This is a genomic window from Ventrimonas faecis (genome assembly GCF_040096075.1).
Taxonomy (GTDB): domain Bacteria; phylum Bacillota; class Clostridia; order Lachnospirales; family Lachnospiraceae; genus Brotaphodocola; species Brotaphodocola faecis.
Window position 1 is genome coordinate 1 of the sequence record NZ_JBBMFJ010000032.1, and the last position, 14,575, is coordinate 14,575.

The 14,575-nt window shown below is 52.7% G+C and carries 12 protein-coding genes; all 12 read right to left on the minus strand.

Going from position 1 to position 14,575, the window contains the following annotated elements; all coding sequences use genetic code 11:
• Window positions 1–156: 156 nt before the first annotated feature.
• On the minus strand, window positions 157–1,926 hold the full coding sequence (locus WMO41_RS13305) for a S8 family peptidase (protein WP_349230177.1): 1,770 nt from the start codon (window positions 1,924–1,926) through the stop codon (window positions 157–159).
• A gap of 111 nt (window positions 1,927–2,037) precedes the next feature.
• Entirely contained in the window at window positions 2,038–2,268 is a 231-nt protein-coding gene (locus tag WMO41_RS13310; RefSeq protein WP_349230178.1) for a hypothetical protein, read from the minus strand.
• A 97-nt stretch (window positions 2,269–2,365) separates the two neighbouring features.
• Window positions 2,366–3,925 carry a carboxypeptidase M32 gene (locus WMO41_RS13315; RefSeq protein ID WP_349230179.1) on the minus strand — a complete coding sequence of 520 codons (1,560 nt, stop codon included), beginning with the start codon at window positions 3,923–3,925 and terminating at the stop codon, window positions 2,366–2,368.
• Complete coding sequence (locus tag WMO41_RS13320) at window positions 3,909–4,157, minus strand: hypothetical protein (RefSeq protein ID WP_349230180.1); 249 nt, start codon at window positions 4,155–4,157, stop codon at window positions 3,909–3,911. Before WMO41_RS13320 ends, WMO41_RS13315 begins: the two co-directional genes overlap by 17 nt.
• A gap of 5 nt (window positions 4,158–4,162) precedes the next feature.
• Window positions 4,163–6,010 carry an ABC-ATPase domain-containing protein gene (locus WMO41_RS13325; RefSeq protein ID WP_349230181.1) on the minus strand — a complete coding sequence of 616 codons (1,848 nt, stop codon included), beginning with the start codon at window positions 6,008–6,010 and terminating at the stop codon, window positions 4,163–4,165.
• A 118-nt stretch (window positions 6,011–6,128) separates the two neighbouring features.
• Window positions 6,129–7,502 (minus strand): NAD(P)/FAD-dependent oxidoreductase, encoded by a 1,374-nt coding sequence (locus WMO41_RS13330; RefSeq protein ID WP_349230182.1) that lies wholly within the window; start codon window positions 7,500–7,502, stop codon window positions 6,129–6,131.
• Window positions 7,503–7,617: 115 nt separating this feature from the next.
• Window positions 7,618–8,070: an NUDIX hydrolase gene (locus tag WMO41_RS13335; protein WP_118533268.1), complete on the minus strand. Its 453-nt coding sequence runs from the start codon at window positions 8,068–8,070 to the stop codon at window positions 7,618–7,620.
• Window positions 8,071–8,204: 134 nt separating this feature from the next.
• Entirely contained in the window at window positions 8,205–10,493 is a 2,289-nt protein-coding gene (locus WMO41_RS13340) for a xanthine dehydrogenase family protein molybdopterin-binding subunit (RefSeq protein WP_349230183.1), read from the minus strand.
• A gap of 3 nt (window positions 10,494–10,496) precedes the next feature.
• Window positions 10,497–10,955 carry a 2Fe-2S iron-sulfur cluster-binding protein gene (locus WMO41_RS13345; protein WP_177292070.1) on the minus strand — a complete coding sequence of 153 codons (459 nt, stop codon included), beginning with the start codon at window positions 10,953–10,955 and terminating at the stop codon, window positions 10,497–10,499.
• 2 nt (window positions 10,956–10,957) lie between these two features.
• Window positions 10,958–11,734, minus strand: a complete 777-nt coding sequence (locus tag WMO41_RS13350; protein ID WP_349230184.1) for an FAD binding domain-containing protein — start codon at window positions 11,732–11,734, stop codon at window positions 10,958–10,960.
• 57 nt (window positions 11,735–11,791) lie between these two features.
• The gene (locus WMO41_RS13355) at window positions 11,792–13,264 is read right to left on the minus strand and encodes a peptidoglycan D,D-transpeptidase FtsI family protein (protein WP_349230185.1); all 1,473 of its coding nucleotides are present in this window, start codon (window positions 13,262–13,264) and stop codon (window positions 11,792–11,794) included.
• The gene (locus WMO41_RS13360; protein ID WP_349230186.1) at window positions 13,245–14,573 is read right to left on the minus strand and encodes an FtsW/RodA/SpoVE family cell cycle protein; all 1,329 of its coding nucleotides are present in this window, start codon (window positions 14,571–14,573) and stop codon (window positions 13,245–13,247) included. The genes WMO41_RS13355 and WMO41_RS13360 overlap by 20 nt, the downstream gene beginning before the upstream one ends.
• Between the last annotated feature and the right edge of the window lie 2 nt (window positions 14,574–14,575).

A 14,575-nucleotide genomic window follows, 5' to 3' on the forward strand; every position in this document is an offset into this window, starting at 1 on the left:
AATGGGATTTTTGCCTGCAAGCCCATGTTTTCATACGGTCAGCGCAGTGAATGCGCAGACCTACTGAACAGTTACGTCCTTTTCTCAATTTCTGATTCAGAGTATAACACGGTCTGATTTATCTGAAAAGCATCAAAGTGTTTGAATTCTAACGCTTTACGGCAAACTGTCCCGCACACACAGCGTCCCATACCCCACCATCGGATTCGGATACTCCGCAATCCCCGGCAGTTTCCTTGCGCCTCTCCTCAGATACGCTTTCACCTTCTCTCCGTACAAAAACGGATCATTCCCATTCACAATGCCCCACTGCATGAGAAGCGCTGCCGCCCCGCTGGCCACGGGTGTGGCAAAGGAGGTTCCGGTGACGGACTGATAACCGCCGTTTACCGCCGGGGCCGTGATGTTTACGCCGGGCGCGGCAATGTCCGGTTTTACCTGACTGGTCAGGCGGGTGAAGCCGCGGCCGGAGAAATCCGCGTAGGAATTGTAAAAGCTGTTGTAAGCTCCCACGGTGATGACTTTGGATGCCGTGGAAGGAATCGTCAGGGTAGTATCGGGCGTGGGGCGAAGAAAGCGGGTTGCCGTGTTCAGGATTCCGGCTGAGGGAAGCCAGAAATCATAGCGACCGCAGACCAGGCTGACCGGCCTTAAAAAGAAGGTCCAGATTCCTTCCTCCACATAGCTGCCCTCATCCGGGATAAAATCAAAATACAGTTCCTGGGCTGTGCTGTAGGGGCCCGGCTTTCCGTAATACAACAGAATCTGCGTTTTCCGGTAACGAAACCGGACTGGTCCGAGTTCTTCTGAAAACGGCCCAAACCGTTCCCCGGACGGTGCCTGGAGACTGACCGTAAACTGGTCACTGTAGGCTTTCCAGAGCTGGATGCTGAAGCTGCTTTCATAGGAAGAAACGGTAAACTCCACCTCTTCTGTTCTTCGCATCTGCAACGTGCCGGAGGTATGACCGCTGGCCGCTCCTTCATTGCCGCTTCCCACCAGAATCGTGGTCCGTCCGTAATTTCCTATGTCATCCAGAAAGGTTTCCAACAGACTGGTTCCATCGTGGGAACCGTAGGTGTTGCCAAAGCTGATGTTGATGATCAGCGGAAGGAAACGCTCTGCAGCAAAGGAAACCGCGTAGTTGACGGCCCGCATGAGTTCTGTGGTTCTGGGAAAACCGTCCGGGCGGGCGGTGCCAAGCTTCACCACCAGAAGGTCGCTCTCGTAAGCGATACCGCGGTACATGCCAGGTACAGTGCTGCCGCCCGCAACTCCGTTGCTCCGCCCACCGCTCTCAAAATTCCGTTCCGCTGCTCCCCCTCTGCTGTCTCCCGCCGCAATCCCAGCCACCGCCGTCCCATGTCCGCTGACATCCGCAGATGAAACCACTTGTCGTGCTGCCTCCCTGCTGCCGCTCTCCAGCGCCCGGTTGATCTCCGCTTCCGTATAAATCCGGTTCTGCGTCTGATCCCACAGCTCCAGTATCCGGGTAGTCCCATCTTCCCGCCGAAATGCCTCATGAAAATAGTCAATCCCGGAATCCAGCACTGCGATCAGCACGCCTCTTCCGCTCAAATAAGGCGGTGTTTCCTGTAAAATATTAACACAGGAGGCTGCCTTTGCCTGATTTATGGCAAAGAACAGCCTCTTTGGTTTTTCGATATATTCAATTTGCGGCAGCGCGCTGATCAGCGGAATCTGGCTTTCTTTTACCGTCAGAATCGCGTACTCGTTGCGCATTTCCTCCACCAGGGCACCAAGCTCCCGCGCCGCATCCAGACTCCCGGAGTATTTTACGATCAGCTCCCAGGTCTGTTCCTCCGGGTTGTAGCCAGTCTCCAGTTCGGAAGACCGGCTCCGCTCTTCTGCCGTAGTATCCAGAGAAAGATTTAAAAGGTTTTCCAGTTTCTGATTTACCGGCATCTTTGTACCTGCATACTTTTCATTTATTTTATGTATCCGGTCTGCGAAAATTCTCATGATTCCGGAAGTTTTTCCGGTAATAATCATTCACAATGACTACATTTTCACCATTCAGTCCCTTGATTGGCGGAACAAGCGGGCTGGATCCAACTGCCACGACCAGAGCGTCCGGCGATTCTTTTTCCACGGAATGGCATCGCAGAGTTCGATCTTGCGCAGGCCCTCCGGCAACTCCGATTCCTCATGAATATCCGCATCGATTCCGATTCCGGCCTTTTCCTGGCAGAACCGGTAGATCAGCTGGCTTTCCGTGGTACACCGTCCTGGACGCCAGATCCGCATGGGAAGCGGCTCCTATCAGAAAACCGGCATCCGTCGGAGTCGTTCCGTTTGCCGCCCGCGCAAAAAGCTCGACCCGGAGTTCGCTTTCCAGGTTCCTTTATCGTGACAGCTCATAGAGCTTCCGGTACTTCTCCTCCAGATACTCCACATAATACTTCGGTTCAAAGTCTTCCCCGGTCAGATCTTTTAAAATCTCCCGGCTGTCTTTCATCTTTCCATAGCGGTGTACGTGCTTTCTCAAGTACTCCCGGATCACATCCAGCTTTCCTTCCTCCAGCAGACGGTCAAAATCCATCTCTTTTTTCATCTGGGAGAGCATCTGGGCGCCGAAGGCACTTCCCAGTGCGTAGGACGGGAAGTAGCCGAAGGAGCCCTGGGCCCAGTGGATGTCCTGGAGTACGCCTTCTGTATCATTTTCCGGGCGGATACCCAGGTATTCCTCATATTTGTCCGCCCAGAGCTTCGGAAGCTCCTTCACATCCAAGTCTTCCTCAATCAGCATTTTCTCCAGTTCATAACGAACCAGCACATGAAGGCTGTAGGTCAGTTCATCGGCCTCGGTTCGGATCAGGCCCGGCTGTACCTTATTGATGGCGCGGACAAACATTTCTCTTCCCACACCTTTCAGCTGCCCCGGGAACAGTTCTTTCAGTTTTCCGTATACCGGGATCCAGAATGCCTCGCTGCGGCCGATGATGTTCTCAAAGAACCGAGACTGGGACTCATGCATGCCCATGGAGGTTCCCTGTCCGGCCGGTGTCTGGCTTAACCGGTCATCAATGCCGAATTCGTAAATGGCATGACCGCTCTCATGGATCACAGAAAATGCCGAAGAATCCACGCGGGATTTGTAATGGGTGGTGATGCGCACATCCCTGTTATGCAGGTTTGTGGTAAACGGGTGGGCGCTGACTGCCAGAACTCCCCTGGAAAAGTCAAAACCCACATACTTTGCCAGATACTCAGCCAGTTCCCGCTGCTTCTCCTCGGAATAGTCCCCGTCCAGGAAATCATCCTGAATACAGACGGGGCTTTCCATCACCTGCTTTAACAGCGGAACGATATGCTCCTTTAACATGCCGAAAAACTCATCCAGCTTCTCCATGGTAAAGCCCGGCTCAAAGGAATCCAGCATCACATCGTAAAGCTTCTGCCCGTCCTTCTGACGGTAGGAGGCAAACTTTTTCTGGTAATCTATGATTTCCTTTAACACTGGCACAAAGGAAGCAAAATCATTTTCTTTACGTGCCTTTGTCCAGATGCGGGTGGATTTCGAGGTCAGCTCCTGATACGCCCGGTATTCCTCCGGCGGAATGCAGGATACCTCCTCGATGGTACGCTTTGCGGCTTTCAGGATGGCATAGCGGATGCCTTCTTCCGTGAGTTCGCCATCCGGTGTCTCCAACACTGGCTTTCCGGTCAGTTCCCGCAGACACTTGTCCACAAGTTCCTTTACCCGTTCACTCATCATGATCCGCTGATAGGATGATGACAAAACGCCCTGCATCCGCGCTGTGCGGTTCCCGGCCTCCTCCGGTGCCAGTGTCTCCTCGTCCCACTCAAAGAGGATCAGTGCCGTCTCATAGGCCTGAGCTTCCTCCAGATACTGCATCAGTTCTTCATAATCAGAATTTGATTTTTTATTTTCCGTATTCATCGTTTCTCCTGTCTGCCTGTTTTTCCGTGTCTGACTGCGTATCTGCTGATTCGCTGCCAGCTTTAGTATTCCCGCTCTCCTCTGTATCATGCTCAGTCACAGAATCATTCTCGGTCACGGATTCCGCAGTTTCCGCATCCATCACCAGACGGCCGTCTTCTTCAAAGTAGCACTCATCTTCCCGGCCATATTCCGATATGGTCTGGTAACCGGTAACTGTGAACTGCTCCAAATTTTTTACCCACGATAACGGTTCAGCGCCGCGAATACTTCCTGGATTCTCGGCTTCGCCAGCCCGCATGGCACATAGGAGCCCGTCAGGCCGTCCCAGCCTTTTGTCTCAATCCGTTTTTGCAATTCTGCCGCAATCTGCCGCAGAGTTTTCCGTCCGTCAGCCAGCTGTTCCAGGGCATAGCGGGTCAGATAAGCCAACGCGGATGTCTGCTCGGAATCCGCCAGCTGCTCTACATAGCGCAGATCCACGGTCTCCCGGTCGATGGAGAAGGAATCGCGTCCGAAGGTTTTCACTTTGCTGTGCTCCTGGGCATGATCGCCGCCTCGGCCGCCTCTGCCATGCTCCGGTCTTCCTTTCCCGGCTTTCCGGTCATCCGCACCTTCCGGCTTTCTGGCCCACGTTCCAGACATAACTCCGCCAGAACCACCACGTTCTGCCCTCTCTTCTCTGCGTTCTGCCCTCTCTTCTCTGCGTCCTGCCGCTCTTCCTGCCGCATACGCCTCCGCAAACCCCGGAACTGCAAAGCCCGGCGCCTGCGTTCTCGGCGCCTGATGCTCCCTGCAAAGTGCCTTCACCCGCTCCGTGATCTCTACCGGTTTATAGCAATCCATCTGGATGATGTGGTCCGCGATATAGAAGAACGCTCCGGAGCTTCCCGCTACCAGAATCGTGGACACGCCTGCCTTCTCATACAGATCCCGCGCCCGCTCCAGAAACGGCGTGATGGGCTCTTTCTCCCGGCTGATAACCTGCTGCATGAAATCATCCCGCACCATAAAGTTGGTAGCGGAGGTATCCTCATCAATCAGAAACAGCCTGCTTCCTGCTTCAATGCCTTCCACCACGCCGGCCGCCTGGGAAGTGCTGCCGCTGGCATCCGGCGTGGAAAAGTTTTTCGTGTCCTTACCATTTGGCAGGTCATTGATAAACAGGGAAATATCGGTATTGCGGATGGAACGACCCTCCTCTGCCCGCAGCTTCACCGCGGTCTCATCTGCCAGAACAAACTCTCGTCCATCTCCCGCAATATGGTCATACACGCCCATCTGCAAAGCGGAAAGCAGCGTGGATTTTCCATGATAGCCGCCACCCACGATCAGCGCGATGCCAGCTAAAACTGCCATGCCGCGGATCTCTCCGTGATGCGGCAGGACAAAGGATGCTTCCATCGTCTTCGGGGAAACAAAGGGAATGCTGTCCTTCATGGGCTGGTCCGAAACGCCGCTTTTTCTCGGCAGAATGGAGCCGTTTGCCACAAAGGCCACCACATTTCGCTCCCGCATCTGGCGGCGCAGCTCCGTCTGGTCTTCTGCCAGCCATACCGCCGCCTGAAGCGATTTCCGGTCCAGATTTTTGGCAAAAAAGCTCTTCTCCGCCGCCTTCGGCAGAAAATCAAACAGAATCTTCTCCAGTCCGCCTGCGTCAATGGTTCTTCCGAAAGCCGGAAAGCCCACATGAAAACGCACGGTAATGGTATCCCGGCCGATCTCACAGGCGCTGCGCTCCAGAACCTCCTGCCCGCAGCGGCTGATGGAAATCAGGCCGCTCTTGCCGGAACCCTTCGCCTGAAAGCTGAACCGCTCCGTCTGGGCAGAAAACAGTCTCGTCAGGTGGTCCTGCAGCGCAATCCGTTTACAATCCTGATCCCGCAGTTCTTCGGAAAATCCAGACAGCTTCCAGGGAATTTCCAGATGAACGGAGGATGGGGAGGCGAACGGATCCCCCTGCACATGGTCAATCACCAGCACATAGGTTCCAAACTGATACGCCCCGGCCAGAGATTTGTAGGCCGGATAACTTTTATGGTCAATGGCGCGCAGCATTGTGCGCAGTTCATTCGATGATTTCATGACAAAATCTCCTCATACACGTTTGCCGGGCGCCTGTCAGCGGATTTGCCTGCTGTCTGCATGATACACAAACAACAGGCATTTTCCACTGAACAAACGTCCGGCAGATCGTTTATCTCTATAAAGTTTCCGCGATTTTTCTCGCTACATACACACCGCTGGCAGATGCATGGGACAGGGAATGAGTCACGCCGCTGCCATCGCCGATGATGTAAAGGCCTTTGTGGCGGCTCTCCAGGTTCTCATCCACATCTACTTCCATGTTGTAGAATTTGACTTCCACGCCGTACAGCAGGGTATCGTCGTTGGCGGTACCAGGCGCGATCTTATCCAGCGCGTAGATCATCTCAATGATGCCGTCCAGGATACGCTTCGGCAGCACCAGGCTTAAATCGCCCGGGGTTGCGGACAGGGTCGGCATGAACATATTTTCCTCAATACGTTTCTGGGTGCTTCGTCTTCCGCGCACCAGGTCACCGAAACGCTGTACAATAACACCGCCGCCCAGCATGTTGGAAAGGCGCGCAATGCTCTCGCCGTAGCCGTTGCTGTCCTTAAACGGCTCGGAGAAATGCTTGGATACCAGCAGGGCGAAGTTGGTGCACTCGGTCTGCTTGGCCGGATCCTCATAGCTGTGTCCGTTTACGGTTACAATGCCGTTGGTGTTCTCATTTACCACAATACCGCGCGGGTTCATGCAGAAGGTACGCACGTTATCCTCGAACTTCTCGGTGCGGTATACAATCTTGCTCTCGTAAAGCTCGTCGGTCAGATGAGAGAATAATACTGCCGGAAGCTCCACGCGCACACCCAGGTCCACACGGTTGGACTTGGTCGGGATATCCAGTTCCTTACAGATATGCTCCATCCACTTACTTCCGCTTCTTCCTACGGAAACCACGCATTTCTCGCAGTCATAGGAAGTCTCGCCTACCCACACACGGTAGGTTCCGTCTTCCAGGTTCTCGATGTGGGTAACCGGAGACTCAAAATAGAAATCCACCTGCTCCTTTAACTCATCGTAAAGCTGTCCTAACACCACCAGATTGATGTCGGTTCCCAGATGACGCACAGATGCATCCAGCAGCTTTAAGCGGTTCTGGATGCAGACCTTCTTTAAGCTGGTTCCTGCGGTGGAATACATTTTGGTACCCTCGCCGCCGTGGGCCATGTTGATCTCATCCACGTATTCCATGAGCTCGGTGGCTGCTTTTTTGCCGATATACTCGTACAGGGTGCCGCCGAAATCGTTGGTAATGTTATATTTACCATCAGAGAATGCGCCAGCTCCGCCAAATCCGCTCATGATGGAGCAGGATTTACACTTGATGCAGGCTTTGATCTTGTCACCGTCGATCGGGCAGTGACGCTTCTTTAAGGTATAACCGGAATCAAACACCGCAATCTTTTTGCCGCTGCACTTCTTAGTCAGCTCATAAGCGGAATAAATGCCGCCCGGGCCTGCGCCCACAATAATCACATCATACTTCATACACTCAATTCCTCCTTTTTCTTTCCTAATCTCCCGGTTTCAATCCCGGGCAGAAAAACAGAGAATCCGTTGGATTCCCTGTTCTTACATTCTGTTTCATTTGCCTTGCAAAATCTTAAAAATACTTCTTGCTGCCCCAGAGGTTCGCTTTTTTCAGGTCCCGGTATTCGTTATAAGCCTTCTCCAGAATCTGTTTCTCGTTGGAGAATTTCAGAAGGTGGTAAGCCTCATAAAACTTGTAATATCCGGAATCCACAAAATGCTCTTCCCGTTGTGGTTTACTGTAATAGCTGTCCGCCATCATCAGATACCAGTGTACGTCTTTCTCCACCATATCCTGCGGCGTATTGAAGGAATAAGAGCTTTTTCCAATGTATTTGATAATGGATGCGCTCACGCCGGTCTCCTCTTTGACTTCCCGAAGAGCCGTCTCTTTGTATTCCTCCCCGGCTTCTACAGTTCCCTTTGGAAGGACCCAGCCCTCATACTTGTTCTTGTAATTCTTATAGAGGACCAGGATCTTGCCGCGAAATATAACCACACCTCCACAGCTCGTTGCTTCTATCATTGCAATTCCTCCTGTTGCGCTGTGCCGGAAAACACAGCTTTGGTGTGTCGCATAGACTGGTTTTAGTATACCTCGAATTCGGGCAAGTTGCAAGTTTCTTATTGTGTTACTTGCAGAGTTCTTTCAAAACCCTTTTACATTTCGTGCTTTGCACGGAAAATCTTCTCCGCTGTGATTGGCAGTTCCCGGATCTGGACACCGGTGGCAGCCGCTACCGCCGCCGCAATGGCCGGGGATGGCGTGTTAATGACAACCTCTCCGATGGATTTGACACCAAACGGGCCGGTGGGCTCGTAGCTGCTCTCAAATTCCACCTGGATATTTCCCACATCCACACGGGTCGGAAGCTTGTACTGCATGAAGGAGTTCTCGTAAACCTGTCCTTTTTCGGAACGGGTCACATCCTCGAACATGGCCATGCCGATTCCCTGTCCCAGGCCGCCCTCGGTCTGCACCCGGGCGATGGCCGGGTTGATCGGGGTTCCGCAGTCTACCACTGCCACATAATTGACCAGTTCAAAATCACAGGTTTCCTTATCCATCTCAATCTCAGCCATGCCGACCATAAACGGTGGCGGGGATACCGGTGAGGAATGGCTCTCGGTAACCTCAAGGGCCTTTCCGTTGTTCGCCATAGCGCGGTTTCCGATATCTTTTAAGCTGATGGAGGCGGAACCGTCCTTTGCAAATACCTGCTCGCCGTCAAAATCCACCTCTTCCGGCTCTTTCTCCAGATACTCCGCGCCCTTCTCGGTAATCAGGCGTACCATGGAGTTGGATGCCTTCACAGCCGCCATGCCGGTCAGGTAAGCGGTACTGGACGCGTAGGAGCCGGAGTCATACGGGGAAACATCGGTGTCTACACCGTGGGACACAATGTTTTCCAAATCACAGCCCAGCACATCTGCCGCAATCTGGGCCAGCGTGGTGTCGCAGCCGGTACCCATGTCGGATGCGCCTATCATCATGGTGTAGAAGCCGTCATCATTTAACTTTAAAGTGATGGATCCCACATCCAGATTGGAAATGGAAGATCCCTGCATACACATAGCTACACCAACAGAACGGACTTTGCCGTTGCCCATATCACGGCATGGATATTTCTCATCCCAGTGCATCATCTCTTTTGCTCTTGCCATGCAGCGGTCCAGGGCACAGCTGTTGGCGGTTTCGCCGTAGTAAGCAGGCATGAAGTCACCCTCATGTACCATGTTCTTTTCACGCAGCACGGTCGGATCCATCTGTAACTCCCGTGCAAGCTCGTTGACCGCGGACTCCAGCGCAAACACGCCCTGGGTTGCGCCATAACCACGGTATGCGCCTGCTGACATGGTATTGGTATAAACAACGTCATAACAGAACCGGTAAGCCTTCGGCGTGGAATAGATCGGGATGGATTTGTGCCCGGACAGGCCGACAGTGGTCGGTCCATGCTCACCAAATGCTCCGGTATTGGATAAGGTATACAGGTCGATGGCCTGGAAAATTCCGTTCTCATCCGCACCCAGGCGCACATGCACTTCCATTTCATGACGCGGAGAAGAAGCAATCTGGGACTCATAACGGGTGTAAATGAGCTTGGCCGGTTTTCCGGTCTTCCAGGTAACCAGTGCCGGATAAATTTCGGTTACCACAGTCTGTTTTGCGCCAAAGCCGCCGCCGATTCTCGGCTTGATCACGCGGACTTTGGACTTCGGAATGTCCAGTGCGTGAGCCACAATACGGCGCACATGGAACGGAACCTGGGTAGAAGAAGTGACATTTAAACGTCCATAAGCGTCCATGGTGGTAAAGGTACGGAAGGTCTCCATCATGGCCTGCTGGTTCGCCTTTACATGGTAGGTGCGGTCAATGACATGGGCGCAGTTTGCCAGGATAGCATCCACATCACCATTTCCGTCCTCCGCGGATGCGCAGAGGTTTCGCTTGTTATCTGCTCCTACCGGGCACAGGCTCTTCCAGTTGTCCTCCGGATGTACCAGGATCGGATTATCCTTCGCGGTGTGGAAATCCAGGACCGGTTCCAGCACCTGATATGTTACTTTGATGAGGCGCAAAGCCTTATCAACGGCCTCTTCTGTCTCACCTGCCACGATAGCTACCGCGTCACCCACAAAGCGGACTCTCTGGTCCAGCAGCAGGCGGTCATAAGGGCTCGGCTCCGGGTAGGTCTGGCCTGCCATGGTGAAACGCTTCTGGGAACAGTCTTTATAGGTCAGGATTGTCTCGATTCCCTCTACCTTTAAGGCTCTGGAAAGATCGATCTCCTCAATCAGCGCATGGGCGTGGGGGCTGCGCAGAAGCTTCACGACGAGACAGTCCTTCGGTGCGATATCATCGGTGTAAAGCGGCTTTCCGGAAAGGAGTGCCTTTGCGTCTTTCTTGATCACAGACGCGCCTACATATTTTCTCTTCGGTTCCATGGATTACGCCTCCTTCTTCCGGTTTAAATAGTTTTCCAGGGCACGGATCTGTCCGGCATAACCGGTACAGCGGCATAAATTTCCAGCCAGATACTCCCGCACCTCTTCCATGGTCGGGTTTACCAGCTCCCGCTCCATAGCCAGCACATTCATAATGAGTCCCGGACTGCAGAAACCGCACTGATCCGCGCCTTCCTTTGCCAGGAAATCCGCAAATTCCTCGGACTCTTTCTGGAGTCCCTCCAGAGTCGTGATCTCATGCCCGTCAGCTCTGGCTGCCAGCACTGAACAGGAAAGCACCGGCTTTCCATCCAGCCATACAGTACAAAGGCCGCAGTTGGAGGTCTCGCATCCGCGCTTGACGCTATAGCAGCCTTTTTCGCGGACAAAATCTAACAGAAGGGTATCTGCTTTGATCTCCCCTTCCACTTTTTTTCCATTTAAAGTCAGTCTGATTTTCATGCTTACGCCTCCTCCCCGCTTAACTGTTCCATGAGTCTTCTCACATAGATTTCTGCCAGAGATTTACGGTAATCCGCGCTGCCCCGCAAATTGCTGCCGAAGGAAAACAGGCTGACTGCTTCCTTCGCCTGATCAGAAATCTCGCACCCGGTCTGAACCGGACGGCTTACCAAAGCTGCTTTGGAAGGTCTTGCTCCGACGGAAATGTACCACATATCCTCTTTTTTTGCTGCCGCAACTGCAATCAGTGGGAAATCCGTCTTAGAACGGCGCTGGCTGACATAAGCTGCCTTCCTGCCGTCCTTTTTGATGATGATGCGCACCAGGATATCCCGGCTGTATTTCATCTGCGCAAATTCTTCCAGAGAAACGGTTCCGCCTTTATAAAGCTCTACATAGGTGTCAAGAACCATCATGCAGGTAAGAATGTCGGAAAAACCAAAACGTCCAAAAATGCTGCCGCCCACAGTTGCTCCATTGCGGAACTGGGTTCCGACGATCCAGCGGGTACACTCGCGAAACGCGCCGTCAAAGTAACGGTTTAAGCCCTCATGAAGCTCTAAGTCCCGCAGGCTGCACATACAGCCAATCCGGAATTCATCCTCCGTCTCCTCAATCTGATTCAGGCCCAGACCGCTTATGTCGATCACCGTATTCCGGTTTCCGCTGCTCATTTTCAGCCACATCATACCGCCTACCAGAACATTGCTTCGTTTCTGGTTCAGCTCATATGCCTGTTCCAGGCTTTCCGCCTTCACATACTCCTTTGCATGAAACATGCGTTTCCTCCTTTGTCACTCCTAAAATTTTTTGTGTAACGCGATATATCTCTATTTTTATCTTGAAAAATAGGTATCAAAAATACTTCTTGCGATCGGTGCCGCCACATGGCCGCCCGATCCGGCCTCCTCCACCAGCACGGTGACAACCAGCTTCGGATTCTCCGCCGGGGCAAACCCGGTAAACCACGCGTGGGTTTCTTTGCCGGTCTCAAATTCCGCAGACCCGGTTTTTCCGGCTACGGAATAGGCATCGGTGCGGACCCCGGAACCGGTTCCATCCGTCACAACACTCCGCATGAACATAGAAAGCGTGGAAGCCTCCTGGAAAGTCATCAGGTTTCCGTAAGCGGAAGGCAGGAATTTCTTTACTTCCTCACCCGCTACGGATTCCACGTGGTCAATCAGATATGGTTTCATCAGCGTGCCGCCATTAGCAATGGCCGCTGTGATCATGGCATTGTGTAACGGCGTCATCTGGGTGTTGCCCTGACCAATAGCAGTCTGCAGCCGCTCCCAGTCCGACGCGCCAGGCCCCATGGCATAAGAGCTCTTGCTGTAAGACAGCGAAATGGGAAGATCCCGGTTAAACAACAGCTCATCACTGGTCTGCTTCATATGTTCCAGATCCATAGTGAGTCCCAGGCTCGCAAAGGCGCCGTTGCAGGAATTGGCAAAGGCCTGCAAAAGTGATTGGTGGCCGTGGGCTGTTCCATGGTAGCAGGAGATCTTGTAGTCTCCATACGCAAAGGAACCGTTACAATCAAAGGTAAAGCCTTCCCAGGTATCGGGATGCTCACGGATATATTCAAGCAGCGTGACGATCTTAAAGGTTGAGCCCGGCGGGTAAACCCCCTGGGTCGCACGATTTAACAGCTGTGCCTCCGTGTTGTCGCCGGAGATCAGGCTCTCCCACTGGCTGCTTAGCTGGTTTGGGTCAAAGCCCGGCTTGGAAACCATGGCGAGAATTTTGCCGGTATCCGGCTCCATCACCACCACGGCGCCCTTGCGGTCGCCCAGTGCGTCGGAAGCCGCCTGCTGCAGGCCAACGTCCAGCGTGGTCACCACCTGGTCACCCAGATTTTTGACATCGGATAACTCATTCACTGCCTGTTCCACCAGGTTCATATGAGAGCTTAACAGGTAAAAGTTTGCCAGGGATTCCAGGCCGGTCTTACCCTGATCCGAATAGCCCACCACATGGGCAAACAGGCTCCCATACGGATATTCCCGCACCTCGGTCCCATCCTCCGCCACATCGGTCTTCGCCAGCACGGTGCCGTCATTGCTTAAGATTTCACCGCGGATGATGCGGTCGGAGAAGCTGTCCAGGCGCGCGTTGTAGGAATTGTTGATGACAGTCTCACTCTGCACCTGCAGAAAATAGCCGAAATATCCCATCAGGCAGACGAACAGTCCCACCATCACATAGGTGATACAGAGGATACTTCTGTCTGCTTTCTGTTCTGCTGATTTCTTTCCGGCTGTCCGCTTTTCTGTTGTCTTCTTATCAGTCGAATTCTTCTTCATAGTCCTCCTCATCATTCCGCTTCAGAATGTACAGGCCCTGAATCACCCCGAAAATAATAAAGGTGCTCAAAACAGAACTTCCTCCATAGCTGACAAGCGGCAAGGTTACACCGGTAGACGGAATAAATTTCGTCACTCCGCCCACGGTTAAAAACACCTGAACCGCATAAACCATGGCAAGACCAAAGGCGATCAGCTTATAGAACAGAGCCTGCATCCGTGCTGCCAGAAGCACAAACTGCAAAAAGCAGCCCAGGCAGATGAGCAGCACACAGAGCGCAAAGATTCCACCCAGTTCTTCAGAAATTGCCGCAAATACAAAGTCTTTTTCTACAACTGGGATCTTATAAGGCATGCCCTGGTAAAGTCCCATGCCAAACCAGCCGCCCGTGCCGATGGCAAAAAGAGACTGGGTAATCTGGTAACCGCGGTTGTCAATGTCTGCCCAGGGGTTTTTCCACGCCGCCACACGGGTACGCACATGACCAAATAGCTGGTATGCTACCACCGACGCTCCACAGCCGCAAAGCAGACCGGAAAACAGATACAGAAAGCTGCCGGTTGCAACAAACAACATCGTCAGGTAAGTCAGGAAAAAAATCAATGCGCTACCAAGATCCTTGGATAACACCAGCACCAGCACATAGGCCGCCGCCATGGCTGTCGTTTCCGCAATGGTTTTAAACTCGGTATCCCGGTAAAACATGGATGCCACAAAAAATACAAAAAATATCTTTACAAACTCTGACGGCTGAAAGGCAATGCCCGCAATATTCACGGAAAGCTGCGCGCCGAAGCTGTTATTTCCGATGATCCAGACAACGATCAGCAGCGCCAGGCCAGCAAATCCGTACACCCACGGAATCTTCGCCAGCTGCCACAGCCGTTCCATGATAAAGGGAATGATCCAGGTCACCAGAGCTGATACGGCAACGATGACAAACTGCCGGATGGCCTTATCAAAATCCAGCCTGGTCAGGATTACAAATCCAATGCATAAAAGCATGCACATATTGTTGACCAAAAGCCTGGAGCGCAGCGGATAAAACACCTTATAAAGTCCCAGATACACGGCCAGGAATATGACCTGGGCCGCATAAAACAGGATAACCCGCTCATCCTCTGATTTTAAAAACAGCACAGCATACGCCACAAAATGCAGCAGAAACATCGCCACATTCTGCCGGACGCATACCCTGCCCTGCTGCCACGGATCCCGAAACCGGAAATAGCTGAAATTCCAGTAGGTATAGGCCGCGATCAGCAGGATCATCAGGTATTTTGAAACTTCAATGACAATATTTACCATAT

Coding starts and splice junctions, on each gene's coding strand:
- WMO41_RS13355 (WP_349230185.1), bottom strand. CDS start 13,264: ATGAAGAAGAATTCGACTGATAAGAAGACAACAGAAAAGCGGACAGCC.
- WMO41_RS13345 (WP_177292070.1), bottom strand. CDS start 10,955: ATGAAAATCAGACTGACTTTAAATGGAAAAAAAGTGGAAGGGGAGATC.
- WMO41_RS13305 (WP_349230177.1), bottom strand. CDS start 1,926: ATGCCGGTAAATCAGAAACTGGAAAACCTTTTAAATCTTTCTCTGGAT.
- WMO41_RS13340 (WP_349230183.1), bottom strand. CDS start 10,493: ATGGAACCGAAGAGAAAATATGTAGGCGCGTCTGTGATCAAGAAAGAC.
- WMO41_RS13350 (WP_349230184.1), bottom strand. CDS start 11,734: ATGTTTCATGCAAAGGAGTATGTGAAGGCGGAAAGCCTGGAACAGGCA.
- WMO41_RS13325 (WP_349230181.1), bottom strand. CDS start 6,010: ATGAAATCATCGAATGAACTGCGCACAATGCTGCGCGCCATTGACCAT.
- WMO41_RS13335 (WP_118533268.1), bottom strand. CDS start 8,070: ATGATAGAAGCAACGAGCTGTGGAGGTGTGGTTATATTTCGCGGCAAG.
- WMO41_RS13330 (WP_349230182.1), bottom strand. CDS start 7,502: ATGAAGTATGATGTGATTATTGTGGGCGCAGGCCCGGGCGGCATTTAT.
- WMO41_RS13360 (WP_349230186.1), bottom strand. CDS start 14,573: ATGGTAAATATTGTCATTGAAGTTTCAAAATACCTGATGATCCTGCTG.
- WMO41_RS13310 (WP_349230178.1), bottom strand. CDS start 2,268: ATGCGGATCTGGCGTCCAGGACGGTGTACCACGGAAAGCCAGCTGATC.
- WMO41_RS13315 (WP_349230179.1), bottom strand. CDS start 3,925: ATGAATACGGAAAATAAAAAATCAAATTCTGATTATGAAGAACTGATG.